This window comes from Neolewinella agarilytica, assembly GCF_900110645.1.
Lineage (GTDB): Bacteria > Bacteroidota > Bacteroidia > Chitinophagales > Saprospiraceae > Neolewinella > Neolewinella agarilytica.
On sequence record NZ_FOFB01000031.1, the window covers coordinates 44750 to 70810 of the forward strand.

The following is a 26061-nucleotide window of genomic DNA, read 5'->3' on the forward strand; positions in this document are numbered from 1 at the left end:
GTCCTCCCAAAATATTCAATCCATGAAGCTTAGCACCATTCTCTTTTTGTCTTCTATTTGTTGTCTGCTACTCGTTGGTTGTAAAGCGGATGGCAGCGATGTGGATGCCTCGCCAGCCACTCCATCTACCTCTTCTTCGGCTACCGCTGCTTCTACAAGCGTTACGCCAGCGGATACTAAAGGCTACGCTCCGGCCGGCTATTCATTAGTCTGGAGTGATGAATTCAACGAAGGCACCATGCCCAGCGAGAAAAACTGGGGCTACCAGAGCGGCGGTCATGGCTGGACGGCCAAAGAGCTGCAGCTCTATCAGGACGCTGACCCGGATAACGTTGGTGTGGCGGATGGCCTGCTGAGAATTACTGCTTTGGTGGAAAAGACCAAAAGAAATGCTTTTACCAGTACCCGTTTGGTGAGTAAGGGAAAAGCTATGTTTGAAGAAGGTTACTTTGAGGTAAGAGCTAAGTTTCCTTCGGGGGAAGGAATGCGCTCAGCTTTCTGGATGGTAGGTGATACGGTTTCTAAAATCGGCTGGCCTAAAGCAGGTGAAATTGATCTGGTCGAGCACTACGGTAAGTTTCCAACCGTTGTCGGTTGTGCGGTACAGACACCCTTGAATTACTGGTCAAAGAAATCTCAATTGGGCGGTTCAAAAATTGTAAAGACAGCCGAGTCTGATTTCCATGTATACGGCTGTCTCTGGACGCCTGAAAGGCTGGAGTTTAGTGTCGACGGAGAGGTATACTGGACCTACGATGCTGTCTCGTTGACCGGCGGGTTAAGCTATCCCTTCAAATGGCCATTTTATATGGTAGCCAACGTTTCTGTAGGAGGTGTGCGTGGTCCGGGAGGGGAACTGAAGCCTGAGAATTTTCCCGCAAGTATGTACATCGATTACGTAAGGGTGTTTCAGAAGTAAAAACTGAAGTTAGCCCAGCAGGGGCCACTCCAGATCTCTTTCCGCTACCAGGAAATCGACTTCCAGTTCAGGCCACTCAATGCCAAGGGCAGGGTCGTCATAACGAAGGCCCCCCTCGGCTGCAGGGTTGTAGTAATTATCACATTTGTAGGCAAATAAAGCCGTGTCTGACAAGACCAGGTAGCCGTGTGCGAATCCCGCAGGAATAAACAGCTGGTGCTGGTTCTCTCCGCTCAATCGTGTGCCGTACCACTGATGAAGGGTAGGGGAGCCGGGGCGCATGTCCACCGCTACATCAAAAACTTCACCGGAAATTACCCGCACGAGCTTTGCCTGCGCACTGTCACCAGTCTGGAAGTGTAATCCCCGCAATATGCCTTTGGGAGAGCGCGCCTGGTTGTCCTGAACGAAAGTGTTGTCGATGCCTGCTTCCGTAAATGTCTTTTGGTTGTAAGACTCGAAAAAGTAACCACGCTTGTCTCCGAAAACTCGGGGTTCAAATAACTGTAAGCCGGAAATAGGGGTAGAATGAAAGGGCACGTTGGATAGTTTGGGATGCAGTTTGAAGGTGGATCTGGGTGAGCCGAAAGCCGTCGGGCTACCAGCCCCGGTAGCGGGGCGGTTTAATGTTCATCATCCGCAGGTACATCAGCAACTGAGCCCGGTGGTGGGTGGCATGGTCCTGCAGCAGGTAAACGATTACTCTTTTACTTCTTGGCCCCGCAAAAAAGTTGGGCACCATCTCTTCCCAGCCTGCCGCTGGCAGGCTCTCAACGGCAGCGGTGCCGAAGGCGTAGGCGTCCGTAATCATAGAGATGAGCTCTTTACGGCTTAGGTCCTCCTCGGCTAAGAGTTCCCGCAGAGCATCTTCGTCAAACCCCTCCGGCTCGTAGCCCAGAAACCGACGGCTAAGCCCGTACACGTTACCCGATATGTGCTGAATCTGCTCCTGCACCGACATCTGATTGGCAGTAGGCCGGTAGTGCAACGAAGAATCAGGAATGGCCGCCAGCGCTTCCAGCGTGTAGGCCAAAGAATTACTCCATTTTTCCTTCCATTCTTTCTGGGCAGGAAAGTCCACTTCCGCCTGAGCCTGTAACGGTGAGGCTGCAATCAATAAGAGAAAGCCCCCCAAAAGGAGGGCAAGGGAGAAAGTAATCGTTTTCATGGAGGCAAATATAACTTGATCGATGCTTAATGCGCTTTCCGATGTATCTTGCCATCGTTTATTTACTGATCCAAATATCCCTGCTCTTTTGAAACGCGTAGTTTTTACCCTGCTTCTGCTGGGACTCGGTTTTTGCGCTCGTGCGCAGCAAACCGGAGACAGCCTGTACTTCCTGCTCCCGAATGACACGATGTTGCTTTACAACGACGTCGCCTCCGGGCAAGTCCTGTTTGACCATTACCTGGCAAACGGGCAAACGCTTTTCGGAGCGGCCAAATTTTATGGCCTGAGTTTGGAAGATGTCTATCACCTTAATCCCAAGCTGCGCGCTAAGTACGAATCGGGTGATAAAGTCAGGGTCCCGATTCCGACGAAGCTGGTGCGGCCACTACCCGCACCAGACAGCCTGGCCTGGTTTGTGCCGGTTAAGTACCGGATGAGTAAAGGAGAGACGCTGTTCGGGCTCACCCGGCGTACGCTGAAACGAGACAACGAAAGCTCGCTGATGGCGCTGAATCCTGGCTTAAATCCACAGGCAATGACCGCCCGGCAGGTAATCATTATCGGTTACCTGAAGCTCGACGGAATTCCCGAACAGGCACAGGGAGAAATTGAAGACCCTTACGTCCGGCGTAACCGGGGACTGCGTAACCTCTGGGAAGCCCGTACGAAAGGAAAGAAAATGATCTCCGAAAATGGGAAAGCCGCCTGGACCCGAAAAGGAGACGCCAATAAATGGATGGCGCTTCACCGAACGGCACCGGTGAATAGTATCATCGAAATTGAAGATCCCCGCAGTCGTAAGATTATCTATGCCCGCGTGGTCGCTCCCATCCCGGATCAGATTTACCCGCGGGACGTGATTGTAGTTGTTAGCCCGCTTCTCGTTAAGGCATTTGGTGTCAGGGATAAACAGTTTTACGTCCGCACCCGTCACTTTTAAGTTCTCTTAACGGCTAAGCCGCAATTTTTAAGAGTGATGCATCGGTTTTAGGGTCATACTTTATTCCTGTCTACGCCCCTAAACCGAAACCTGATGAGAGCTTTGATTTTTCACCACCTGATCAAGGTGGCCTCCGTACTATTTCTTTTAACAGTTGCGGACCATCCGCCGTCGATAAAGCAGCTCGCTGGCTACGGTGAGCTGCATACCGAAGAATCCTACGGCGGCTGTGCCCTCGACCCGGAGTATGAACTCGTTCACCATACAGCCCGTCGCCATTTACTGTACCTCTTTGAAGATATTGCAGAAGCTGCCGGACAGGCTCCGGACACCTATTCTGTCGAGTTAATTCGTAACCGGGGAGGAGAATCCTACATTAATGCCATGACCTGTAGCTCGAGCCGCCTGATTTGGGTAAGCGTTAAGGCCTGGGAGGAACTACATGATTACGAACCAGCCCTGGCATTACTGATCGCTCATGAACTTGCCCACGGTGATCTCCGAAGCCCGTTTTTACTGCGGACTGACCCCATGCAGGAAACCGAGCGTCATCTGTTTCAGTCCCTTACTTACCGCCAGCAGTGGGAAGTTTCGGCTGATCAGCGAGCAGCTGAATTTATGCTCAAAGCGGGGTATCAACCAGCTCAGATTCGGGCTGCGGCTCGCTATATACTGCAGCAGGAAGGGGCTACACACCTGATTCCCGCCAGTTTTTCTCATCCGTCCGGCTGGGACCGGGTAGCCCTACTGGGGTACTATTTGCAACGTGGCGAAAGCGTATTTGCTAAGTAATGTTTTGGGCCCTTAATCAAACTCAGCAGGGCCGCTGCCGCAGGGTGCAAAGAACAGTTTTTAAAGCAATGTAGCCATTCAGTTCTTTCATCGCCATGCCACTCCTACGTAGCGCTCGTTCTTCCGGAAATCTTCCGGGACAACCTTCAGGATTGCTCTTCGGAGCTCCACCAAAAGCTTCTCGCGGGTGAATGATTTGCTGACAACCAGGCTCACCTCCCGGGCCGGCTGGGGTGGGGCAAAGCGTTTGATGTGGTTTTTATCGGTAACGGGGTGGACGCTCATTTCAGGAATGATGGTGTAGCCGGCATTATTACGAACCATATTCTTCAACGTTTCAATGGAGCCGGCCTGAAAGGTGAAACTGCCAACATCCGGTCCGGAGCCATTCTCCCCCACGGTTCCGGAGGAGGAAGGTGCCGCGTTGCAAATATTAAGCATCTGATTGCGAAAGCAATGCCCCTGTTGCAAAATCCACAAGCTTTTGGGGTCTACGTGCTTGGGCAGTAGCGGGCTTCGTTGCAAAATCTGCTCTTCGGGTGAGGCATAAATAAGAAAGGGCTCGTAGTAAAGTGGTATCTCTCTTAGTTGTTTATCCTCAAGTGGTGTGACGAGCAGGCCCACGTCCAATTGCTTTCGTTTTAGCCCTTCCATAATTTGTTCAGACTGCATCTCCCGGACAATGAGATGAACATCAGGGAAATCAGCCGTGAAGGACCGAATGAATAAGGGGAGAAGGTAGGGGGCAAGGGTGGGAATAATCCCCATCACATAGGTGCCGGTAATGCTGCTGCTTTCATCTTCCAACATAGAATACAAGCCCGCAACATCATCCATCACCAGGCGGGCCTGGGCAATTACCTTTTCTCCGATACGGGTAGGCCGGATGGGGTTGGCCTGCCGATCCATCAACTGGATGCCAAGCTCTTCTTCCAGTTTTTTGAACTGGGTGGTCAGGGTAGGTTGAGCCACATAACAACTCTTGGCCGCCAGCCCGAAATGGCGGTGATCATCGAGGGCAATGAGGTACTTTAATTGTTGGATAGACATAAGGATAGCAGCACTTGATCAGCGCAAAAGTAGTAGAATTGACTGATAGTTAATATCTATCAATAAAGAATTTAATCAATTTCTACAATCGGCATAAGTGCCTTAATTTTGTAGGGTAATCGGGGAACAGCACTTCCTCACCAACTCAAAAAAATTAAACGATACTATCATGGATCACATGAAAAATGGCAACAGTGATGTTTTTGACATCAACGATTCCAGCAAATGCCCTTTTCTGGGAGGCATTGAACAACAGAAAAGCGCTGCGGCGGGTACCTCTAACAAAGATTGGTGGCCTAATGCACTCAAGGTCAGCATTCTTCGTCAGCACTCCAGCCTGTCTAACCCGATGGGCGAAGACTTTGACTACGCTGAAGCATTCAAGAGCCTTGATCTGGACGCTGTAAAGAAAGATCTGGCTGATCTGATGACGGACTCTCAGGAATGGTGGCCCGCTGACTTTGGTCACTATGGTCCTTTTATGATTCGTATGGCCTGGCATAGTGCCGGCACTTACCGGATTGCTGACGGCCGTGGTGGTGCCGGCTCTGGCACCCAGCGTTTTGCTCCGCTCAACAGCTGGCCGGATAATGGTAACCTGGATAAAGCACGCCTCTTACTCTGGCCGATCAAGCAGAAGTATGGCCGCAAAATTTCCTGGGCTGACCTGATGATCCTTGCCGGTAATGTAGCGCTGGAAACAATGGACTTTAAAACCTTTGGCTTCGCCGGCGGACGTGAAGACGTATGGGAACCCGAAGAAGAAATTTACTGGGGCTCCGAGACAGAATGGCTCGACGATGTTCGCTACTCTGAAGACCGCAAGTTGGAAAACCCGCTTGCCGCTGTACAGATGGGCCTTATCTACGTCAACCCCGAAGGACCAAACGGAAACCCTGACCCACAACTGTCTGCTAATGACATCCGCGAGACTTTCGGCCGCATGGCTATGAACGACGAGGAAACCGTTGCACTGATTGCAGGTGGTCACACTTTTGGTAAAACGCACGGTGCGGCTGACCCCTCAAAGTACGTTGCTGCTGAACCTGCCGGTGCACCCATCGAGGCGCAAAGCCAGGGCTGGCTCAACTCCTACGGAACGGGTAATGGTGCCGATACCATTACCTCTGGCCTGGAAGGTACCTGGACGACAACCCCCGCAAAGTGGTCCGGTGATTACTTTGATCACCTCTTTGGCTACGAGTGGGAGCTCTTCAAAAGCCCTGCGGGAGCCCACCAGTGGCGGCCCGTTAACGGTGGAGGAGAAGGTACCGTTCCCCATGCTCATGACCCGAGCAAAACCACTCATCCCGTAATGCTCACCTCTGATCTGGCACTTCGCGTTGACCCGATCTACCGTGAAATTTCCGAGCGCTTCCACAAAGACCATGAAGCCTTCAAAGATGCTTTCGCCCGTGCCTGGTTCAAACTGACGCACCGTGACATGGGGCCCCGTGAGCGTTACCTCGGCAAAGAAGTTCCCGCCGAAGTTCTGATCTGGCAAGACCCCGTTCCGGCCGTTGATCATGAACTGATCAATGACGCTGACGCAACTGAGCTCAAGCGTCGCATTCTGGCTTCCGGCCTGACGGTTTCTCAGCTGGTATCTACTGCCTGGGCTTCCGCCTCTACTTACCGGGATTCCGACAAGCGTGGTGGTGCTAACGGCGCCCGTATTCGCCTGGCTCCTCAGAAGGATTGGGAGGTGAATAAACCCGCTGAACTCGCTACCGTACTGGATACGCTGGAAGGTGTTCGTCAAGAGTTCAATGATGCTCAGTCTGGCGATAAGAAAATCTCCATCGCTGACATGATCGTTCTCGCTGGTAACGCTGGCGTTGAAAAGGCAGCAAAGAACGCGGGCTATGATGTTAGCGTTCCCTTTACGCCTGGCCGCACGGATGCAACGGATGAGCAGACAGACGTAGAGTCTTTCGCCGCCCTGCAGCCCCGCACGGATGGTTTCCGGAATTACATCGGCAATACGAAGCCAAGCTACACCGAAGAGCTCCTACTCGACCGGGCTAATCTCCTGACCCTCACCGCGCCTGAAATGACCGCAATGGTTGGTGGCCTGCGGGTTCTGGGCACTAACTACGATGGATCTAACCACGGCGTATTTACGGATCGCCCCGGAGCCCTGACCAACGATTTCTTCGTCAACCTGCTCGACCTGCGCACCAAGTGGGCCGCTAAGGATGAAACGGAATACATTTTCGAAGGCCGCGACCGGGCTACGGGCGAAGTAAAGATGACCGGAACCCGGGCTGATCTGATCTTCGGCTCCAACACTGAACTGCGGGCCATCGCTGAAGTGTATGGATGTGCCGACGGGCAGGACCGCTTCGTGAAGGACTTTGTGGCTACCTGGGCTAAAGTGATGGACCTCGGGCGCTTCTAAGTAGAGATTTATTTTATTTGAGACACTATGATTCGAGCCTCGTTACAATCCTGTAACGGGGCTTTTTTTACGCAATTACCAGGGCAGACGTGCAGAGAGAATGTTTTCGGGGCGCACCCGCAGGTGCAGGCAAAGGCTTCTTTAACAGCAGTGAACCACCCGAATCAGCGACTCAGTTCTTCAAGGAGCAATTCCGTCTTTCCTTCAGCAATCATCTTTTCCTGAAAGGATACTGCCCTGATGCGGTAATCTTCATTGCTTCTCAGTTCAAGCAGTAACCGTTCGAATCGCTCTTCGCTCAGGTGTTTGATTTTGACCCCTTTGGGCCCAAGGCCCAAATCTGCCACCCGCTCATTCCAGAAAAACTGATCGACAATATGAGGGATGACCAGACTGGGACAACCGTGTTTGGTAGCAGTATGCGTTGTTCCGGAACCGCCGTGGTGAACGGCACTGTGGACTTTGGGAAAAATCCATTCGTAAGGGATGTTGCTGACGAAGTGGATATGGTCAGCTACCCCTTCTCGTTTCAGTAGTCCGCCAGAGGAGGTGTTTATGATTGCCGGAATCCCCAGCCGGCTAAGCACCTTAATGATGTTGTCGGTGGTGACTTCAGGGCGGGCGTTTATCATGCTGCCAAAGGTGATGAAGGTGATGTTTTCCGCCCGGAAGCGGTCCACAAACTGAATAAGCTCCGAAGCCGGCTGCCAGCTATTCGTTTTAGGGCGTTCGAAATAACCTAATACTTTGGCTTGTTCCGGCCAATAATCCGGCCGGGGGAAGAGGCTGGGGGAAATGAGGTAGAGCATACGCTCCTGTTGCTGCATATAGTGGGTAATGGCCCGTCGGTTTAAAGACGTTCCCGGGAAGTCCTGCCGGAAGGGTTTCACGTACCGGGCAGACATAAAGGCAGTCATCCAATTGATGAATCGATAGCTAAGCAAGTTGCCACGGGTGCCCAGGTTTCGGGAGACGGCGATATGGGGGTATTCCCGAACGGGATGCAACCAGTTGGGAATGGGGCTGATGCCAATGCTCTGTCCTTCATTAGCAATGCCCCAGGCACGAGCCACTAAGCATTTGGGGTGATAAACGACCCGGTCGGGCGTATGCCTGAGCAGCAGATTCCGTTGCTCAAGAATCATATTGTCCTGCACGGACATGGACTGCCGGGACAATCTGAGGAGCTGTATGGCTCTGCTGAAGGCGCTACCTTTTTGGCCCATAAAATTTCTGGCGGTTTCTCCTTCGAGGAGTTCCAGAAATCGCCGGTCGAGGGCTTCGAAACGCAGGCCGGTATCTTCCGCCAGCGGACAAAGCTGCTCTGGCAGTGCAATAATTACCTCATGACCTGCTTTTTGCAGCAGGTCCCCAATGGCGAGGAAGGGTTCCGCATCACCCCGGGTGCCAATCGTTAGCAATAGGTATTTCATTGGGTCTAAGGTAAGGGCATGTTATTGAGTTGCAAAAGAGAGCTGATCAGGTGTTTACCCTGCTCGTTGAAACATTCCCTTGCACCTGCGGCCGCGCCTTATCTTTCCGAAGGCCACCAGCCCGGGCTTGTCAGAGTATCGGATCTCCGTCAAAAAGGATGTGGGAATCAGACCATTAGCTATTCGTCTTACTTGGGGTGTTCTGCCATTGATTCCGGAGGAATCACCGATTTACGGTCTCGATTCCTCCGGAATCATAATAAACACTGGCGGAACACCCTAAGCCTGACGTATGTCGGGAAATAAACACAGGAGAATAATAGCGCCTTCATAATCGCTGCCCGTACAACAAAAGGCCTGTTTTTACTGTCTAAATCCTAATTATCCTATATTGTTCCTATGTTAAGATCTCTTCTTGTCCTTTGCGTTGCTGTTATTCTGTCTCAATCCGTTGAGGCCCAACAGCGCTTGCCGGGGAATCAAAATATTTACGGAGCTACCGGAAAGGGTATCATTTACGATAATGAGATGAACTTCAGCTTCGCTATCTCGACTCCCCGAAATATCTTTCTGGGGGTCCGGTCTGGTAAGTTGGTCAGCTTCGATAAGATGAAATATTGGTCGGCGACCTTCGGCAGTATCCGCCACTCCCGGGAGCGGAAAGAGAACCCCGATCGCATTAACCTACTGACGAATCGCGTCAGCCGCGCCTATACTTTCGCCAAGGAAAATCAGCTCTATGCCTTACGGCTTGGCTTCGGTCAACGCACCTATTTAAGCGAAAAAGCCCGGCAGCGTGGGGTGGCCATTGGCTACTCCTACGAATTTGGCCCAACGCTGGGCCTGCTTAAACCTTATTACCTGGAAATCGATGCCGGAGAGCCCGGTAGCCCCGGCGTCATCATCGACATCCGGCATACGGGAGAAAACACCGCAGAGTTTCTTAACCAGGACCGAATCTTTGGCGCCTCCGCCTGGTCCGTTGGTCTGGACGAAATAAGACTACGCCCCGGTATTCATGCCAAAGCTGCGGCACACTTTGGCTTTGGTGCTTACGATGAGCTGGCCAAATCATTGGAAGTAGGCCTTATGGCAGACTTCTTCCTCGGTAATACTGATCTTCTTATTGAGAGCGATCTGACACCCGGTGTCTCCAACAGCCCGCTATTTCTCAGCCTTTTCATCAATGTGCAAATGGGCAAACGCTGGTAGGGAAGAATTGCCGCCTGATCTTTACGATATTTGCGGCCACCACCAATGTTTGAACCTTCATGAGCCATTTTCGCGTTTTAGCCTGTTTCTTATTTTTATTACTCACTTCATGTGGACAGGATGACCCAATGACCGGCAAGGGCAAAACGGCCGGTGATGCAAGGGCTGCGGATAAGCTATTTGAATTGACCGACCCCTCAGCAACGGGAATCGAGTTTGTCAATGAAATCACAAACGATTTCTCCTTCAATTACACCACCTACGCTTATATCTTCAACGGAGCCGGCGTAGGAGTGATCGACTTTGATCAGGACGGACTGCCAGATTTGTTTTTTGTCAGTAATCAGGGAGCCAATAAGTTATACCGAAACCAGGGAGACTGGACCTTCGAAGACGTCAGTAGTAGTGCAGGCATTGAAGCCCCCGGAGGTTTTACGAATGGCGTAAGCATCGTGGATATTAATGCGGACGGATATCCCGACGTCTATCTTTCCCGAACGGGAATTGATAATAGCCCCGAAGGGCGTGCGGGCCGCCGTAACCTGCTGTTCATCAACCAAAAAAATGGCACTTTCACCGAAAAGGCGGAAGCCTACGGGCTGAACAGCGACCGGCCAGCGATCCAGGCCACCTTCTTTGACTACGATGGCGACGGAGACCTGGATTGCTACCAACTCAACGCCCCTTTAGACTTTGCCTCCGTGAACACCATTCGGGCAACGCAGAATCCCGACGGTAGCCTTTCCAGAGTCATGGGCCCTAAGGAAGACTTCGAATCAGATCAGTTGTTCCGCAATGATGGTGGAAAGTTTACGGACGTTAGCCTGGCCGCTGGCATCAATAACCGCAGCTTCGGTCTCAGCGCAGCCATCCATGATTTTAATGCGGATGGCCGACCGGATATCTACGTTGCCAACGACTACATTGAGCCCGATAACCTGTACATCAATCAGGGGGATGGTACCTTTCGGGATGAAGCTTCCAGCTACTTCCGCCATACCAGCCACAGCTCAATGGGAACGGATATTGCTGACGTGAATAACGATGGTCTGGCGGATGTGCTTACGCTGGATATGCTGGCCGAGGACCCCGTACGCCAAAAAAGTTTGGAGAACGGCATGCGGGCTGATCGCTACAATACCTTAACCCGTATCGGCTATGGCCATCAGTTTATGAGAAACCAATTGCAGCTCAACAACGGTAAAGGCTATGGATTCTCTGATGTGGGAGAGCTGACGGGCATTGCGGCAACAGATTGGAGCTGGGCCCCGCTGTTAGCTGATTATGATAACGATCAGAACGTGGACCTTTTCGTTTCCAACGGATTTCGATACGATGTAGGAGACCTGGATTTCATTTCTTTTACTACGGACTCACTGGAAGCCACCGGGGGAATCAATCCAAAGAGATTCAAAACTTATAAGGAATACCTGGAGCTGATCCCCAGCAAGCCATTACCCAATTACATGTACCGTAATAACGGAGACCTGGATTTCAGCGAAGTAACGACCAAATGGCAGCTCGATGAAGCTTCTTTTTCCAGCAGTGCCGTATACGCTGACCTTGATCAGGATGGTGATCTTGACCTGATCGTCGGGAACCACGAGCGGCCGCCGTTCGTATACCGTAACCAAGGGGTAGAGACGGCACAATCTGGAAATTGGCTGGAAGTGTTGGCGGAAGGCCCGGCTGACAATCCTGCTGGAATTGGGCTTAGTGTTCGGGTCGTAGCGGCAGGGCATCAACTCGTACGGGAGCTTTATCCCGTCCGGGGATTCCTGGGGGCGGTAGAGCCAATCTTACATTTTGGCCTGGGGAATGCGGACGTAGTGGATCGCTTAGAGGTACGCTGGCCGGACGGTAAGACACAGGTGTTAAATAAGGTGCCTGGCAATCAACGACTAACAATTAAGTACAGTGATGCGGGTAGGCAGGCATTGGCGGGCGCGGACGCAGGTGCAAAGTATTTCTCTTACCCGGCTGATCAGCGGGGCCTTAAATTTCTGCACGAAGAAAATGCTTTTGACGATTTCAACCGGCAGTTTTTGCAGCCAAGAATGCTCTCCCGGGAAGGGCCCGCTCTGGCGGCTGGCGATATCAACGGTGACGGCCTTGAGGATCTCTTCTTCGGCGGTGCACTGGGTAAACCTGCCGCTTTCTTTACCCAGCGAAGCAACGGTGCCTTTCAGGAGATGACCAATCCTTTTCCCGCCAAGCATGCGAACCTGGAGGATGTAGCTGCCCTCTTCTTTGACGCTGACGGCGATGGAGACGAGGACCTGTATGTCGCCAGCGGCGGCAACGCCCCGCCGGATCAGTCCGCCTACTACCTGGACCGCCTCTACCTCAACGTCAATGGTCAGCTCGAATACAGCCAGAAGAGCCTCCCCGCCTTACTCTCCAGTACCGGTAGTGTGGCAGCAATTGATTATGATGCCGACGGAGACCTGGATCTGGTGGTTGGCGGGCGTACCGTCCCCGGGCGATACCCGGAGTCTCCACAATCCTACCTGCTGGAGAATAATGGAGGTACTTTTACTGACGTTACGGCGACGGCTTTCCCTGACCTGACGAATGCCGGGATGGTGACCGCCATCGCCACCGGAGACCTGGATGGAGATGATCGAGCTGAAATCGTCATCGCCGGAGAGTGGATGCCCGTAACTGTTTACAGCAGTCAGGACGGCGTTTTTCGCCCTGCTGCCAACACGCCACGGCAAAGCAGCGGAAGCTGGCATAGCCTGCTCATCAAAGACCTGGACGGTGATGGCCAGGCCGAGATCGTTGCGGGCAACGAAGGTCTTAACAGCCGTTTTAAGCCAACGGCAGACCGCCCCGTGATTCTTTACGCCGGAGACTTTGACGATAACGGAGCCATTGACCCCATCGTTACGATGATGGATAAATCCGGACGAATGGTCCCGCTGGCCACGAAGGCTCAAATGATCAAGCAGTTGCCCGGCCTGCGGAAAAAATTCCTCCGGGCCCGGGCCTACGCCCGCGCGGATGTCAATGAACTCTTCGGAGCCGACGTAATTGCCAAGACCCCACAGTACCGGCTGGAGACTATGGCCACCTCCGTATTCCAGCTCGTGGACGGAAAGTGGCTACGGGAAGGGCTGCCCGTTGCGGCACAATTCTCTCCAGCACAGGCTATCCAATCAGCCGATTTCAACAAAGATGGGTTAATGGATCTGTTGCTGGTCGGTAATGACTACGGCACCCAGGTGGAAACCGGTCGTATGGATGCCGGCAACGGTACACTATTGCTGAACGACGGCCAGGGTGGCTGGCTCAGCCCCGCCAACATTGACCACGGCTTCTGGGCGAGCCTGGACGCCAGAAATCTGTTGCCCGTACAATTAGCTGATGGCAAAACAGCCTGGGTCATTGCTAATAATAACGGACCGGCGGCGCTCTATTTACAGGAGTAGGTTGGTTGGCAGGGCTAACGCATACTCGAAGCCGGACCCTCACCGCGAAGCAGCCCCGAAGGGAAAGGAACATTTTATCCTTCGCTCCGCTACGGAAAATGCACACTTCGAGGTCCTAAATTGGCAGTCTAGGACCTCGAAGTGTGCTCAGCCATGGAGCCAGAGGCGAAATTGCTGAGTTCCTTTGAGCGTACGGTGAGTATGCGTTAGCCCTGAGGTTAGTTGGTATGGCGAATCAGGAACCACTTAGCTCTTGATTCGCCTTACTAAACTACTTCGGAAACTCAATTTCTCCCTCCCCGTTTAATCGGGCGGTAACGCAGAGCTGGGTGCCAATGTCTTCCCGCTGCCTTCTGGCCACGGTGTAGCTGCTGGCCCGTAAGACGTCGGAACGGATTTTGCCAAAACGTACGGGCAGCTCCAAGGCGCCGGGGCCCATGGCACAGCAACTGACCAATGGGGCTTCGAGGTCTTCACACAGCCGGTAGCAGAAGCTGTCGTGGGCAAGTCGTACGGCTACTTCTCCGTTGTGGTCAATCATCCGCAGGGGAACTTTTTTGCCCGCCGGAACGAGCAGCGTGACCGGCCTTTTGTGGTACTCCAGTAGAATGTCCAGACGAGGGGGAATTTCCGGGCACCACTGTTTCAGGGTGTCAGCGTCAGAGAAGATCAACTCCGGGCGGTTGTGGGGGCTTGCGGGGCAAGCACTCAGTAATCGGTCCACCGCAGCTGGCTGGTGGATGTGCGCTACCAGGCGCCACAAGTTAGCAGTAGGTAATAGCACCAGCCCACCTTGGTGTAAAGTGGATAGTGCACGGGAGCCGAGCGGCGGCAACGGATGGTGCATCTCGGGTAACGGGTTAGTCCTTAATATCATGCTTGTTTGGAAAAAGGGCTCCGTACCAATTCGGGGACGGGCGGGTTTCTTATACATCGTGAGAATTCGGCCTGGATACCCGTCTGCGGGAGGGTTATTCCCACCGCCGGATAAACAGACATAAGGTTTCAGTTTTCAGGACTAAGCAATCCTCGATTCCTAAGCTGTGGAAGACAGATGAACGACATTTTGAATTTCCACAGAATCAGAACACAGGATTCAGACTAGGAAACTGTATTTTCCCGTTCAGATTGTACCTTCCATAAAATTTTAATAGTGCGCATCCCTAAAAAAAATACCAAAGCCCTTTTTTACGGTCTGATTCTGTTAATTTTCTCATTTGGAGAACTTTACGCCGGTCATATCGTTGGCGGTGAATTCACCTATTCCTGCCGGGGTTTTCTAAATGACGACCCTTCCACGAACGTCAAAGTGTATGATGTTCGCATTAATATGTACCGGGATTGCCTCGGGGACGGTGCCTGGTTTGATGGTGTCCCTGGTGGTTTTGGGCCACCTCCCGATAACTTTTCCAGTTCGGAGGGGAACATTAGTATTTACGTGGGCGATCAATATTTCGATCCTACATTTGACATTTTCTTAGATCGATTTGAAGCGGTACCGGAGAACCTGGGCAACCCCTGTCTGGTAATTACGGAGCCCACCTGTCAGCAAATTGGTATTTATGAATTTACACTCGAGTTGCCGGTATCCGATGAAGCGTATACTTTAACCTATCAACGTTGTTGTAGGAACGGGGACACCACGCCCGGCGGCGGAGGAATTACTAATCTTGTCAGTCCGGATGCTATCGGAACCACTTACTTCATTCGAATCACTCCCGAGGCCCAGCGGCAGTGTAATGATAGTCCTAAATTCAATATCGATCCTCCAATCGCTTTGTGTGTTAACTCAGAGTTTCAAATTGATATGGGGGCTACCGAGGCAGACGGAGATAGCCTGGTATACAAGATTTGCAGTCCGGTAGTTGGCGGTGGTCTGGATGGGCTCGGAGGCATTAACAATACGGAGACTACTTTTGATGATATTGTTCCGGAACGAGAGTCTCCTTTCCCCTACACCCCCGTAACCTTTCGTGGACCTCAGTTCAACGCTGTTGACCAGCTTGGTGTAGGCAGTGAGCTGTCCATTGACCCCAATACCGGACTGCTGGAAGGCGTACCTATTTTAAGAGGCGTGATGGCCCTTGCGGTATGCGTAGAAGAATGGTCAAGAGATTCTATTCCGGTCCTGCTCAGTGAAACCAAGCGGGAGTACCAACTCTCCGTTAACCTTTGTGGTAACCAGGTGGACGCTGATTTGCTGGAAACGGAACTAGACGATCAGGGGCGCTTTTTTATCCGTCAGTGCGGACCGGGGCAGAATACCATCATTAACGAAAGTACGAATGAGGTTTTCATCGATAAATACTCCTGGATACTGGACGGACCTGATGGGGAAATTTCTGGTGGAAGCCGGGACTTTACCACTAACATCTCCACCGTTGGGGTGTATCCCGGGCTGATGATCTTAAACGAAGGCTCCTCGGCTGAAAACTGTATTGATACGGCAGAGTTTTTCCTCGGCGTCTTCCCGGAGGCGACAGCTGATTTCGAATTTACCCAACCCGGTTGTGATGATGAACCCATTGACTTTGTCGACCTGTCTACCACGGCCGGAGCCAATACCATCGTAAATTGGGAATGGGACTTCGTGGATGGCAGCGCTCTGGATGCCCGACAAAACCCGAGGCACCGGTATCAGGTGCCGGGAGAGTTCCCGGTGTCTTTAACCATTACGGATAACAACGAATGTTCGGCTGATACGATGATTCCCGTTACCTATTTTCCCAGCCCCCGAACGATTCTGATTGAGCCCGACGAAGGCTTTGGCTGCATTCCCTTCACGAAGGAATTCATTAACCTGAGCCGACCGATCAACGATGACTATATTTTTGAATGGGACTTCGGCGACGGAGGAATGGCTGACGTAGCGAGCCCCACTCATGTTTATGAAAACGAGGGGGTGTACGATGTTTATCTGGGCATCACCAGCCCAACGGGGTGTTTTGTGGATACGATCTTCCAGAATCTGGTGGATGTTCGTAGCGCGCCAATGGCAGACTTTGACTGGACGCCCGCTGAGCCTACTAATCTCATGCCCGATTTTCGGGTGTTTGATCTCAGTGTCGACGCTAACCGCCAGCGCTACGTCATTAATAGTCGTACGGGAGATCAGCTTTTTACTACTCCGGCGCCTGATTTTGATTATACTCTGCGGGATTCCTCTTCAATCTTTATTACTCAGTTCGTAACCCACCCCAGTGGCTGTGTGGATACCATTACTAAAGAATTACGCCTGAAGCTGGTCAATACTTTCTTTATGCCCAATGCCTTCACGCCAAACGGAGACGGGCTCAATGACTTCTTCCTGCCGGAAGGCATCTTGATTGGTGCCACGGAATATCGCTTGCGGGTCTGGACCCGCTGGGGGGAATTGGTCTTTACCACGGATGAGCCTAAAACCGGGTGGGATGGTAGTTTTAAGGGAAGAGCCAGCCCCGGTGGTGGCTACCTCTGGGATGTCCAGTACGTTGACGTTGGTGGTGAATTCCAGGAATTCAAAGGAGGGGTGGTCTTATTGCGTTGATGAGGTGGTGTCCGATACTACCGCTGGCGGGCTTTGGACAGAGGGGCCCCGGATGCCTTAGTGATACCGGCGGGTGTGCTGTGGAAGTAAGGGGGCGCGGTCGCGGGTGCAAGGCTAAGGGTAAAGGAGCAAAGAAAAGGCACTCTCTTCCTTGCCTTATATAGTCTTCCCACTGCACCTGCGGCCGCGCAAAAAACAGACTTGCCGCTTTATGCCATAAAAAAAGCGATCAGCGACCAGTATTCAGCGCCCTTTTGCCTGAATACTGTTCGCCGATCGCTGTGATCTAAGCGGTTTGCCCGCTCCTTTACTGGACCTCCCGCACGAATAAGTACTGCGTGCTGCCGCCGGTAGTGCTGGCGTTGCCTTCGCTGGGAAGTACCATGGCTTCAACGTATTCCCATCCGTTAGAGATAAGGAAGTTGACCGCATGCATGACGGAGTTGAACTTCATTCGCTTACCATCCTGTGGGTTGATCACTTCCATGCGCTGGCGGCTACCGCCCTGGACACTCTGTCCGTAATCAATGAAAATAGTAACCCGGCTGGATAAGAAACGCTCCTGAGCAATCATCCGGACCATGCTTACCTGCTCCAGATTGTTGATGTTGACACCATCAACGACAACCTGGCTAAAGGCAGCCGTTGTGCCGGCAAAAAAGAGAGCAAGAACAAAAAATAGCTTTTTCATATTAATCGAGTTGTTTTGTAAGTAGAATGATATAAGTCTGCTTTTCAGATATGTGGAATATCAAGTATAGGTTTTTCTTAACAAAATAGAGCCGGATGGCCGACGTTTAGTAGCTGGCCGGCCGTTCTACCGTCTACAATTCTACCGTCTACAATTCTACCGTCTACAATTCTACCATCTACAACTCTACCATCTACAACTCTACCGTCTACAACTCTACCATCTACAACTCTACCATCTACAATTCTACCGTCTACAATCCCCCCCCCTCGCATGAACTACGTACTAACTGCCCTGCTTAGTTTTGTCTTCCTGGCCCTCCCGCCTGAATCTCCCGTAGAGTGGATTGGAGAGACCACCCTTGATGTAGGTGACATCGTGCGCAACGAAGATTATTCAGTTGAATTTCGGTTTCGTAACCTTACGGATACTCCATTGGTGGTCGATAACGTCAGAGCTGGCTGCGGTTGCACGGCTACCGATTGGGCCGGGGCACCCGTGATGCCCGGAGACACAGGATCGATCAACGTCACCTATGACGCGATGAACGTCGGTTATTTCCGGAAGAACGTCAAAGTTTTCTTCCACGGCCATCGTGGAGGGCACAAGCTTTACCTGGAAGGATTCGTCGAGGACTAAGCACATTTGATCTTTGACGGACTTTCCCGCTACCGCAGAAGTATTACCTTCGCGGTCAGACAGGAAGAGCAGCCATATAACAGCACTGTCTGACTGCTTGACTCCCTGACTGTTTGACTACTTGACTACTTTACTCCAAAACTATGACTTGGTTAACCTGGGTACTTCTTCTCGGCTACATCGCCTTAAGCTTTGCTCTTTACCGTCTTTTTCCTAAAGCGGGAAAGCCGGCCAGCGCCGGGCTGATTCCCGGATACAATATGGCCGTAGTAGCAGAACTGGTGGGGCGTAAGCCCTGGCATGCACTCTTACTGCTTATTCCCTACTTCAACGTTTTCATCTTCGCGGCCCTGATGGTTGATCTGGCGCGCTCTTTTGGTCGCTTCGGCTTTGGCGAACACGTTCTGTCTGTCATTGCCTCCTGGGGATACTTTGGCTGGCTTAGCGGCAAAGAAGAGGTTAAGTATGAAGGCCCCATCCTTGACGTGGAGCGTAAATACCGGCAGGAGCTCGTTGCTGCAGAAAAAACCGGTCAGAAGCGGGAAGTCAATAAGGTCCACGCCGCCTATCCTCAGTTCGAGAAACCATTCTACCGTGACTGGGCCGAGGCAGCCATCTTTGCTGTTTTCGCCGCAGCGATGATTCGCCTGCTGCTCATTGAGTCTTACATTATTCCTACGCCGTCAATGGAGGGTAATTTGAATGTAGGAGACTTCCTCTTCGTGTCTAAGGTCCACTATGGGCTTAGATTGCCCGAGACACTGCTGATGATTCCGTTAGCGCACAACCGCGCACCGCTGGTGGGAGGTGAGAGCTACATCGACGGTGCACAACTGCCTTACCGGCGTTTGCCGGCTATTGAGCCCATTGACCGTTTTGATCCGGTCGTTTTCAATGTGCCAGCTGGAGACTCAGTTTATATCACCCCCGGGCATAATTACTACCCGCACGATGTGCGCTACGGCGGTTTTAACCCTAAGGGTATCGACGTTGTCACCCGCCCACGCGATAAGCGTGATCACTACGTGAAGCGGGCTATCGGACTGCCCGGCGAAGTACTGGAAATCAAAGACCGGCAGGTGTTCATCAACGGTGAAGCCGTTGAGGATCCGGATAATGTGCAATACCTCTACGTGCTTAATCCCGGCCCTACCGAAATTAAAGAAGAGTGGTCTGACTGGGGCATCAGCTCCGAAGACTACGGCCGTACCCAGCAAGGTGAGTTCGTGATGTTCCTTAATCAGCGACAGATCGGACAACTGAAAGCGGAGCTCCCGGAAATGACCATTACGCCCAAGGACCAATCTGACGGCGGCGGAGTACGCCTCTATCCCCATGATGCCCGTTACTTCGGGAACATGACGGTAGACAACTACGGTCCGGTTAAAATTCCGGCGAAGGGTATGACCATCAAACTGGATGAGCGCACGCACGCGCTCTACTGGCGCGACATCAAGGTCTACGAAGAAAACCCCAGCTACGAGATGAGGAATAAGAAATTCTATCTCGATGGTAAAGAAATCACTGAATATACCTTTAAGCAAGACTACTTCTGGATGATGGGCGATAACCGCCACAACTCAGAAGACAGCCGCATTTGGGGCTTTGTACCGGAAGATCATATTCTCGGTAAGCCGCTCTTCGTCTGGTTCTCCATCAAAGAGGGTAACCTCTTTAACGGTGTCAACTGGCACCGGATCGGACGGAGTGGTATGAAGACGGGAGGGAGATAGCGCAAAGCGCGCTTTGCTTAAGACGCTGCGCTCCCTTTACGTCTACAAGCGCAGCGTCTTAAAAAAGCCCTCCGGCTTTTAAGCTCCCCAGGAGTCATCATCATTGGAGGAGTAGCTATTGACGCTAAGATTAGCCCCTGCATTATCCGCCATGTAGCCGTCGGAGAGGGGATAGTCGTCCGTGGAAAGGCTTTTGCCTTCGCCGAACCAATCTTTACGGATGTGGTCAGCTACGCGGATGGCATTAGCGATGATGGTCAGGGTTGGGTTAGTCGCTCCCTGAGAGGGTTGGAAGCTGGCGTCTACGACGTAGAGGTTATCGAGGTCCCAGGCCTTACAGTTGGGGTCGAGAACAGACGTCTTGGGGTCGGTGCCAAACTGAGCGGTGCCCGCCTGGTGCCAGGTGAACTCCAGTTCTTTGGTGGAACGAAGGAATTCGGTGAAGCCCATTTTTTCCAGATAGTTCTGCTGGAAGTAATCGAGGAATTCAAAGTGGCTTTCCCGGTTATTCGGGCGATAATTGAACTTGATCTGTTTGCCGGTCCACTCGATGCGGTTTCGGGGGTCGGGGAGATCTTCGCTGGTGAACCAGAAATCGACAGCGTACTTCTGTACAAAGCGGGCGCGGGTTTCGTCCATGTTCAGGTGGCCGTAGTCGCCCATGATGCGTGTCCAGTGCGCTTTACCGGTGAGTTGGATGGTGCCCAGTGGGTAAGGATGCTCCGGGCTGCCGTGGTAGAAATCGTGGCAACCTAGTGTCTTCTGGAAAACAACGTCGTTGGGGTTACGGGGATCGATGGCCGAGATTCCACTCTGGTTGTGCTTGGTGAAGTTACGGCCGACCTGGTCAGAGCTGTTGGCTACCCGGGACTTGAGCAAAAGCGCGGCGGTATTGATCGCACCGCAGGAGACGATGATGAGATCAGCGGAGAGGCTGATCTTCTCGCCGTCACGCTCACCCTCCAGGCGGGTAATCTTACCACCCTCTTCGATGAGCTGATCGATGCGGGTGTTCGTCCACAGGCTTACATTCTTATGCTTGAGGGCGGGGCGGACCATGGCGGTCTCTGCATCCGACTTAGCGTGGAGCATACAGGGGAAGGGGTCGCAGGTATTGCAGGCAATACAGGGGCGCTTCCAGGGCTCGTCGATGTCGCGGTTAAGGGCCAGGTTGGAGTGGTGGGGGTGGAGGCCAAGGTCTTTGAGTTGTTCAACTACTTCGGCGATTCGGCCTTCGTGCGGGAATGCCTTGAAGGGGAAAGGGCCGCTGGCGGGGCCTTCGGTGGGGTCTTCGCCACGGTTACCGTGAATTTTCATCAGGTGCTCGGCCATCATGTAATAAGGCTCGAACTCGTCGTAGCCGACGCACCAGCCCGGGCTGATGCCGCCTTTGTGCTTCATTTCGGTAAAATCCTCGGGCCGCTGCCGGTGCAACAGCGCACCATACATTTTGGTGTTGCCACCAACGCGGTGATAAACGATGGGGTGTACTTTTTCCTGACCACCATCCGGGCCCAGCCATTCGACCTTAGCCTTATAACCATCTTCGCCGAAGATGAAATGGGGATCCCAGTTGCGCTTTTCACGGGGAAGGAAGGTGCCTTGCTCCAGCAGGAGAATTTTCTTTCCGGTATCCGCCAGGGAGTAAGCCATGGTGCCGCCGCCGGCGCCGGAGCCGATAATGATAACGTCGTAATCGTTGGGCATAGTGAGTTAGAGAGTCAAGTAGTCAAAGAGTCGAGTAGTCAGGCAGTCTTAGAATAAGGATCGCTTGACGGATTATGGTTAAGGAAGGCAGAAACCGTTAATAAGGTTCAGAGAAGGAGGCACTTCCTTGTACCTTTCTCTGCTTTAATAAGGCTTGCTATGCACCTGCGGTAGCGCCCCAAAGTCTCATCAGCTTGTTGCGAACCAGCTCCATTCACAATCCGTTAACAAGAATTCAATAGCCATTGGCCGCAATGCTGCGTTACGTGACTGATCTTTGCTATCGCTAAGGGAGGACACGCCCTCCGATGGCAATTTATTAACGGATTAACTTCTATCCATATGTTTAAGCAATTCCTTTCCCTCGTAGCCGTCCTTGCACTGGCTATCACTGTTTCCAGCTGCCAGAACGCTAACGACGATGTTCGTGATGCTGCCCGCCAGACCGTTGAAACTGTAACTCCTGCTAACCCAGCCGCTGCTCAGCCAGCGCCAGCTGTTGCTGTTCCTACCGGCCCGGTAACCACCATGGCTTTCAAGGACAACGGCACTTTTGACTTCGGTACGGTTACTGAAGGCGAAATCGTAAGCCACACCTTCTCTTTCACGAACACGGGTTCTGAGCCACTGATCATCTCTGACGCTAAAGGCTCTTGCGGTTGTACCGTACCTTCTAAGCCAACGGCTCCTATCGCTCCAGGCGAAGACGGCGAGATCACTGTTCAGTTCAACTCTAAGAACAAGAAAGGTGCCCGTAACCAGAAAGTAACGGTAACGGCTAACACCAACCCTGCACAGACGTTCATCTACCTGACCGGTACGGTAAACCCTGACCCGAACGCTGTAACGCAGTAATTCACTGCCCAGCCAATCAGAACGCCCCGTTCGCTTCATTGCGGACGGGGCGTTTGTGGTTGTGGGAGGCAGGTTACAAGTTGCAGGGTGCTTGAACGTATTGCCGGGGGAGTTGGATTTTTAGGGAAACGGGTGCGATTCTTAGGATGACTTCCTGAGAACCCTGTTTCCCATCCTGAAAATCCAACTCTCCCGGCCACCTCCCTAATGCGGTAGCCTGCCAGACTGCAAGTACTACCGGACTATTTCTCTTCCTCCTTAGCCTTCATCGCAGCTTCTACAAAGCTGACAAAGAGCGGGTGTGGGTTTTCCACGGTACTTTTTAGCTCCGGGTGGAACTGTACGCCAACGAAGTAGGGATGGTCTTTAAGTTCAATGACTTCCACCAGCCCGGTTTTGGGGTTGATACCCGTGATTTGAAGTCCTGCTTTTTTCAGGGGCTCCAGGTACTCGTTGTTAAACTCGTAGCGATGGCGGTGCCGCTCGCTGATTTTGGTGCTACGGTAAGCTTTGGCCGCAAGCGATCCCTTGGTCAGCTCACAAGCATAAGCTCCCAAACGCATGGTGCCGCCCTTGGCGGTGATGCCCTTTTGTTCGCTCATGAGGTCAATGACGGGGTGTTCTGCAGCAGGTTCCACCTCTGAGGAGCTTGCCTTTTCGATACCGGCTACATTACGGCTGAATTCCACCACCGCGCACTGCATACCGAGGCAGATGCCAAAGAAAGGAATCTTTTTTTCCCGCAGGTATTGGATGGCGGCAATTTTACCTTCAATACCCCGCTCACCGAAGCCGGGTGCAACTAGGACACCATCGAATTTATCCAAAAATTTACCGAGTTCTGCCTTCGGGGCTTCCAGGAGTTCTGAGCTGACGGGAACGACCTTCACCTTACACTCATTAACGGCGCCGGCGTGAATGAAGGCCTCGTAAATAGACTTATAGGCGTCCTGCAATTCGATGTATTTGCCGACCAGACCAATGGTCACTTCAGCGGTAGAGTTTTTCAGTTGACCGAGAAAGGCTTTCCACTTTTTCAAATCCGGAGCCTTCCGGTCCTGAATGCGGAGTTTGCTGATCACCTGCGCATCCAGCCCTTCTTTGTGCATGAGAAGCGGTACATCGTAGATGGTGGAGGCATCCATCGCTTCAATGATGCAGGCTTTTTCTACGTTGCAGAAGAGGGCGAGCTTACGGCGGATGGAGTCGTCAATCTGATGTTCGGTCCGCACCACCAAAATATCAGGCTGGATACCGGCTTTCAGCAGCTCTTTGACGCTGTGTTGGGTTGGCTTGGTCTTGAGCTCTTTGGCGGCTGCCAGGTAAGGAATCAGCGTGAGGTGAATCGTGATGCAGTTATCACGGCCCAACTCCCAGCGGAGCTGCCGGAGGGTTTCTACGTAGGGTAGGGACTCAATGTCGCCTACGGTTCCGCCGAGTTCAGTGATGACGATGTCGAAGTCGCCGGATTGGCCAAGCAATTGGACCCGGCGCTTGATTTCATCAGTAACGTGGGGTATGACCTGCACGGTTTTGCCGAGATATTTACCCTCGCGCTCGTTGTCCAGAACAGTTTGGTAAATCCGACCAGTAGTAACGTTGTTAGCCTGGCTGGTGGGCGTGTTCAGAAAGCGTTCGTAATGACCGAGGTCAAGATCAGTCTCTGCTCCATCGTCCGTAACGTAACATTCTCCGTGCTCGATGGGGTTCATCGTGCCGGGATCTACGTTGAGATAGGGGTCAAATTTCTGAATGGTAACGGAGAGGCCACGGGCCTGCAAAAGTTTAGCGAGCGATGCCGCGATAATGCCTTTGCCGAGGGATGATGTCACCCCACCCGTAACGAAAATGTACTTGCTCATATGGTTCGTTTACGGGATACAAAGGTAAAGCTATTCTCGGGCTGACCTATTTTTTAGACGCCTTCCTTAGAAAATATTTTGGGGGAAGAAATTGTTAAAAATCGCTCAATGTTAAGTTAATGTAAATTTTTGGTTAACTTAGCACTCCCCTAACCGTTGCAAATGTTAAGTCATTGTTTTTACAAGGCTGGCTTCGGGAAGATTAGTGTTCTATTTCTACTCCTCCTGATTTTGATTCCCTTCCCGGCGCGGGCGCAGGATGCAGTGTCCATTTTGAGAGCAGAGAACAGAGGGGGAAGTGCCGCCGCCACGGCGCCACTCATGGCCAATGCTCAGGGGTTTAACTTCGTTCGCAACCTGATCTTTTTCCCGGCCCGGGTGGATGGCCGGCAGGGCAACTTCATCCTTGATACCGGAGCGCCCAGCTTGCTGCTTAATCATCGTGGAGAGACCGAAAAGACCTCTCCGGCTACTACCGGCCTCGGGGCCGGTGGAGAAGTGGAACTGGCCAGTCAGCGGGTCCGCTCTTTCGAGATGGGCGGACTGGAAATGGGAAGCCGGTGGGCACTTTCGCTGGATCTCCGCTCCATGGAAAGTCGCACGGGCCAACGCATTGACGGTTATGTAGGCTACGATCTGATCAGTAAGGGAGAGCTGCGAATCGATTACCCTAACCGTAATTTCCGCCTGCTTAACTCCGAGCGCAAACCACTGGAAAAAGGAGAAGCCCCGATAGCCGTTCTGCGGTTCTCATACATTGATCACCTTCCGGTAGTAGAGCTGAAAATGGGGGGCAAGAATTTACGTTTTGTGGTGGATACCGGCGCAGGAAAGAACCTGATCGACCCGCAATACGCTATACTGGGAGATCAAACGAATCGTGAGATAAACATTCAGGGCCTGGATGGTGGTCAGGCGACCTTGGGGGTTTGTCAGATGCCTGTGCCTGAGCGTCTTCCGGTAATGGCTGAACAGTTGCAGTTCGTGACCATGGACCTAAGCCACCTGCAAAGCCCGGGCCATCCTCCCATTGCCGGTATTATCGGTGCTGACTTTTTGGCTAAATATTGCGTGGGTATTGATTATCGTCGCCGCAAACTTTATCTTTGGTAAACACAGCCTTAACATTAAGAAAATATGGACCTCAGTCAGTTTCCCGAACATTTCCGTGCTCATGTCCTGTCGGGCATTGTTCGCAGCAGCCGGGCCGGTATCTCCATTCGTTTCGGAAAACTGGAAGGACAGGTCTTACCCGTGATGATTCGCCAGGTACTGGACGGCTCTCAAACCCAGCTTTTGCCGGAGGAACTGGAGTATCGGGCGCGGACTACATTTTCTAAGCTGCCTTATGAGTTCCGGATTCGGATGGAGTGAGGGGTTGCTTCGCAGTTAGAGGGGTGGGGGGAACCACAGAGGTGCTCAGAGGTTGGCACAGAGGTCCACGGAGTTGTCTGCTTTTCAGCTAGATCGTATCCAAGCTATACCAAACATCTATCGTACTTGGTATAAGTCTTTGACGAAGGGTCACCCCTCTCCGTTGAGCCGTAGGCGAGACTTTTCGGAGAGGGGCCGGGGGCAGGGCTAACGCATACTCACCGGACGCTTGTATGTTTGTGACAGGATCGGAAATTGTGGTTAGCTACCTAAAAGTTACGATCTTACTTCTAGCTGGAAGCAGACCGACGGGACGCTAAGC

The 26061-nt window shown here is 52.4% G+C and carries 20 protein-coding genes; 12 read left to right on the plus strand and 8 right to left on the minus strand.

Going from position 1 to position 26061, the window contains the following annotated elements; all coding sequences use genetic code 11:
- Nucleotides 1-22: 22 nt before the first annotated feature.
- Nucleotides 23-919, plus strand: coding sequence for a glycoside hydrolase family 16 protein (locus BM123_RS20760; RefSeq protein WP_175489495.1), 897 nt, complete (start codon nt 23-25; stop codon nt 917-919).
- A 9-nt stretch (nt 920-928) separates the two neighbouring features.
- Here BM123_RS20760 and rfbC read toward each other — a convergent pair whose 3' ends face one another.
- Both rfbC and BM123_RS20770 read right to left on the minus strand, forming a co-directional pair.
- Nucleotides 929-1459, minus strand: coding sequence for a dTDP-4-dehydrorhamnose 3,5-epimerase (gene rfbC, locus BM123_RS20765; RefSeq protein WP_090172518.1), 531 nt, complete (start codon nt 1457-1459; stop codon nt 929-931).
- Nucleotides 1460-1517: 58 nt separating this feature from the next.
- A complete protein-coding gene (locus tag BM123_RS20770; protein WP_090172520.1) occupies nt 1518-2087 on the minus strand; it encodes a DinB family protein in 570 nt (189 codons plus the stop codon).
- Between the two features lie 88 nt (nt 2088-2175).
- Between BM123_RS20770 and BM123_RS20775 the strand changes: the two genes are divergently transcribed.
- The gene (locus BM123_RS20775) at nt 2176-3030 is read left to right on the plus strand and encodes a hypothetical protein (protein ID WP_090172522.1); all 855 of its coding nucleotides are present in this window, start codon (nt 2176-2178) and stop codon (nt 3028-3030) included.
- Nucleotides 3031-3123: 93 nt separating this feature from the next.
- Nucleotides 3124-3822 (plus strand): M48 family metalloprotease, encoded by a 699-nt coding sequence (locus tag BM123_RS20780; protein ID WP_090172524.1) that lies wholly within the window; start codon nt 3124-3126, stop codon nt 3820-3822.
- An 87-nt stretch (nt 3823-3909) separates the two neighbouring features.
- Here the strand turns inward: BM123_RS20780 and BM123_RS20785 are convergent, their stop codons facing one another.
- Complete coding sequence (locus BM123_RS20785; RefSeq protein ID WP_090172526.1) at nt 3910-4872, minus strand: hydrogen peroxide-inducible genes activator; 963 nt, start codon at nt 4870-4872, stop codon at nt 3910-3912.
- A gap of 169 nt (nt 4873-5041) precedes the next feature.
- Here BM123_RS20785 and katG point away from each other — a divergent pair, with 169 nt between their 5' ends.
- On the plus strand, nt 5042-7273 hold the full coding sequence (katG, locus tag BM123_RS20790; protein WP_090172528.1) for a catalase/peroxidase HPI: 2232 nt from the start codon (nt 5042-5044) through the stop codon (nt 7271-7273).
- A gap of 164 nt (nt 7274-7437) precedes the next feature.
- Here the strand turns inward: katG and BM123_RS20795 are convergent, their stop codons facing one another.
- Nucleotides 7438-8706: a glycosyltransferase gene (locus tag BM123_RS20795; protein WP_090172530.1), complete on the minus strand. Its 1269-nt coding sequence runs from the start codon at nt 8704-8706 to the stop codon at nt 7438-7440.
- 399 nt (nt 8707-9105) lie between these two features.
- Here BM123_RS20795 and BM123_RS20800 point away from each other — a divergent pair, with 399 nt between their 5' ends.
- Both BM123_RS20800 and BM123_RS20805 read left to right on the plus strand, forming a co-directional pair.
- Complete coding sequence (locus BM123_RS20800; protein ID WP_139212010.1) at nt 9106-9918, plus strand: hypothetical protein; 813 nt, start codon at nt 9106-9108, stop codon at nt 9916-9918.
- 59 nt (nt 9919-9977) lie between these two features.
- Complete coding sequence (locus tag BM123_RS20805; RefSeq protein WP_090172535.1) at nt 9978-13352, plus strand: VCBS repeat-containing protein; 3375 nt, start codon at nt 9978-9980, stop codon at nt 13350-13352.
- Nucleotides 13353-13623: 271 nt separating this feature from the next.
- On the opposite strand, the gene BM123_RS20810 is transcribed toward BM123_RS20805, so the two are convergent.
- Entirely contained in the window at nt 13624-14199 is a 576-nt protein-coding gene (locus BM123_RS20810; protein WP_175489496.1) for an L-threonylcarbamoyladenylate synthase, read from the minus strand.
- A 306-nt stretch (nt 14200-14505) separates the two neighbouring features.
- On the opposite strand from BM123_RS20810, the gene BM123_RS20815 reads away from it, so the two are divergent.
- Nucleotides 14506-16878, plus strand: coding sequence for a PKD domain-containing protein (locus BM123_RS20815; protein WP_090172539.1), 2373 nt, complete (start codon nt 14506-14508; stop codon nt 16876-16878).
- A gap of 307 nt (nt 16879-17185) precedes the next feature.
- On the opposite strand, the gene BM123_RS20820 is transcribed toward BM123_RS20815, so the two are convergent.
- On the minus strand, nt 17186-17569 hold the full coding sequence (locus tag BM123_RS20820) for a hypothetical protein (protein ID WP_090172541.1): 384 nt from the start codon (nt 17567-17569) through the stop codon (nt 17186-17188).
- 273 nt (nt 17570-17842) lie between these two features.
- Between BM123_RS20820 and BM123_RS20830 the strand changes: the two genes are divergently transcribed.
- Both BM123_RS20830 and BM123_RS20835 read left to right on the plus strand, forming a co-directional pair.
- Complete coding sequence (locus tag BM123_RS20830) at nt 17843-18208, plus strand: DUF1573 domain-containing protein (protein ID WP_090172545.1); 366 nt, start codon at nt 17843-17845, stop codon at nt 18206-18208.
- A 143-nt stretch (nt 18209-18351) separates the two neighbouring features.
- On the plus strand, nt 18352-19941 hold the full coding sequence (locus BM123_RS20835; RefSeq protein ID WP_090172547.1) for a S26 family signal peptidase: 1590 nt from the start codon (nt 18352-18354) through the stop codon (nt 19939-19941).
- Between the two features lie 78 nt (nt 19942-20019).
- Here BM123_RS20835 and BM123_RS20840 read toward each other — a convergent pair whose 3' ends face one another.
- Complete coding sequence (locus BM123_RS20840) at nt 20020-21648, minus strand: GMC oxidoreductase (protein ID WP_090172549.1); 1629 nt, start codon at nt 21646-21648, stop codon at nt 20020-20022.
- A gap of 342 nt (nt 21649-21990) precedes the next feature.
- On the opposite strand from BM123_RS20840, the gene BM123_RS24310 reads away from it, so the two are divergent.
- Nucleotides 21991-22503, plus strand: a complete 513-nt coding sequence (locus BM123_RS24310; protein WP_175489497.1) for a DUF1573 domain-containing protein — start codon at nt 21991-21993, stop codon at nt 22501-22503.
- Between the two features lie 242 nt (nt 22504-22745).
- Here BM123_RS24310 and BM123_RS20850 read toward each other — a convergent pair whose 3' ends face one another.
- A complete protein-coding gene (locus BM123_RS20850) occupies nt 22746-24365 on the minus strand; it encodes a CTP synthase (RefSeq protein WP_090172552.1) in 1620 nt (539 codons plus the stop codon).
- A 162-nt stretch (nt 24366-24527) separates the two neighbouring features.
- Here BM123_RS20850 and BM123_RS20855 point away from each other — a divergent pair, with 162 nt between their 5' ends.
- Nucleotides 24528-25478: a retropepsin-like aspartic protease gene (locus BM123_RS20855; RefSeq protein ID WP_090172554.1), complete on the plus strand. Its 951-nt coding sequence runs from the start codon at nt 24528-24530 to the stop codon at nt 25476-25478.
- Nucleotides 25479-25502: 24 nt separating this feature from the next.
- Complete coding sequence (locus tag BM123_RS20860) at nt 25503-25739, plus strand: hypothetical protein (RefSeq protein ID WP_090172556.1); 237 nt, start codon at nt 25503-25505, stop codon at nt 25737-25739.
- Nucleotides 25740-26061: the final 322 nt, after the last annotated feature.

Coding starts and splice junctions, on each gene's coding strand:
- BM123_RS20810 (WP_175489496.1), bottom strand. CDS start 14,199: ATGCACCATCCGTTGCCGCCGCTCGGCTCCCGTGCACTATCCACTTTA.
- BM123_RS20830 (WP_090172545.1), top strand. CDS start 17,843: ATGAACTACGTACTAACTGCCCTGCTTAGTTTTGTCTTCCTGGCCCTC.
- katG (WP_090172528.1), top strand. CDS start 5,042: ATGGATCACATGAAAAATGGCAACAGTGATGTTTTTGACATCAACGAT.
- BM123_RS20860 (WP_090172556.1), top strand. CDS start 25,503: ATGGACCTCAGTCAGTTTCCCGAACATTTCCGTGCTCATGTCCTGTCG.
- BM123_RS20805 (WP_090172535.1), top strand. CDS start 9,978: ATGAGCCATTTTCGCGTTTTAGCCTGTTTCTTATTTTTATTACTCACT.
- BM123_RS20760 (WP_175489495.1), top strand. CDS start 23: ATGAAGCTTAGCACCATTCTCTTTTTGTCTTCTATTTGTTGTCTGCTA.
- BM123_RS20795 (WP_090172530.1), bottom strand. CDS start 8,706: ATGAAATACCTATTGCTAACGATTGGCACCCGGGGTGATGCGGAACCC.
- BM123_RS20820 (WP_090172541.1), bottom strand. CDS start 17,569: ATGAAAAAGCTATTTTTTGTTCTTGCTCTCTTTTTTGCCGGCACAACG.
- BM123_RS20785 (WP_090172526.1), bottom strand. CDS start 4,872: ATGTCTATCCAACAATTAAAGTACCTCATTGCCCTCGATGATCACCGC.
- BM123_RS20770 (WP_090172520.1), bottom strand. CDS start 2,087: ATGAAAACGATTACTTTCTCCCTTGCCCTCCTTTTGGGGGGCTTTCTC.
- BM123_RS20840 (WP_090172549.1), bottom strand. CDS start 21,648: ATGCCCAACGATTACGACGTTATCATTATCGGCTCCGGCGCCGGCGGC.
- BM123_RS20850 (WP_090172552.1), bottom strand. CDS start 24,365: ATGAGCAAGTACATTTTCGTTACGGGTGGGGTGACATCATCCCTCGGC.
- BM123_RS20855 (WP_090172554.1), top strand. CDS start 24,528: ATGTTAAGTCATTGTTTTTACAAGGCTGGCTTCGGGAAGATTAGTGTT.
- BM123_RS20835 (WP_090172547.1), top strand. CDS start 18,352: ATGACTTGGTTAACCTGGGTACTTCTTCTCGGCTACATCGCCTTAAGC.
- BM123_RS20780 (WP_090172524.1), top strand. CDS start 3,124: ATGAGAGCTTTGATTTTTCACCACCTGATCAAGGTGGCCTCCGTACTA.
- BM123_RS20800 (WP_139212010.1), top strand. CDS start 9,106: ATGTTAAGATCTCTTCTTGTCCTTTGCGTTGCTGTTATTCTGTCTCAA.
- BM123_RS24310 (WP_175489497.1), top strand. CDS start 21,991: ATGTTTAAGCAATTCCTTTCCCTCGTAGCCGTCCTTGCACTGGCTATC.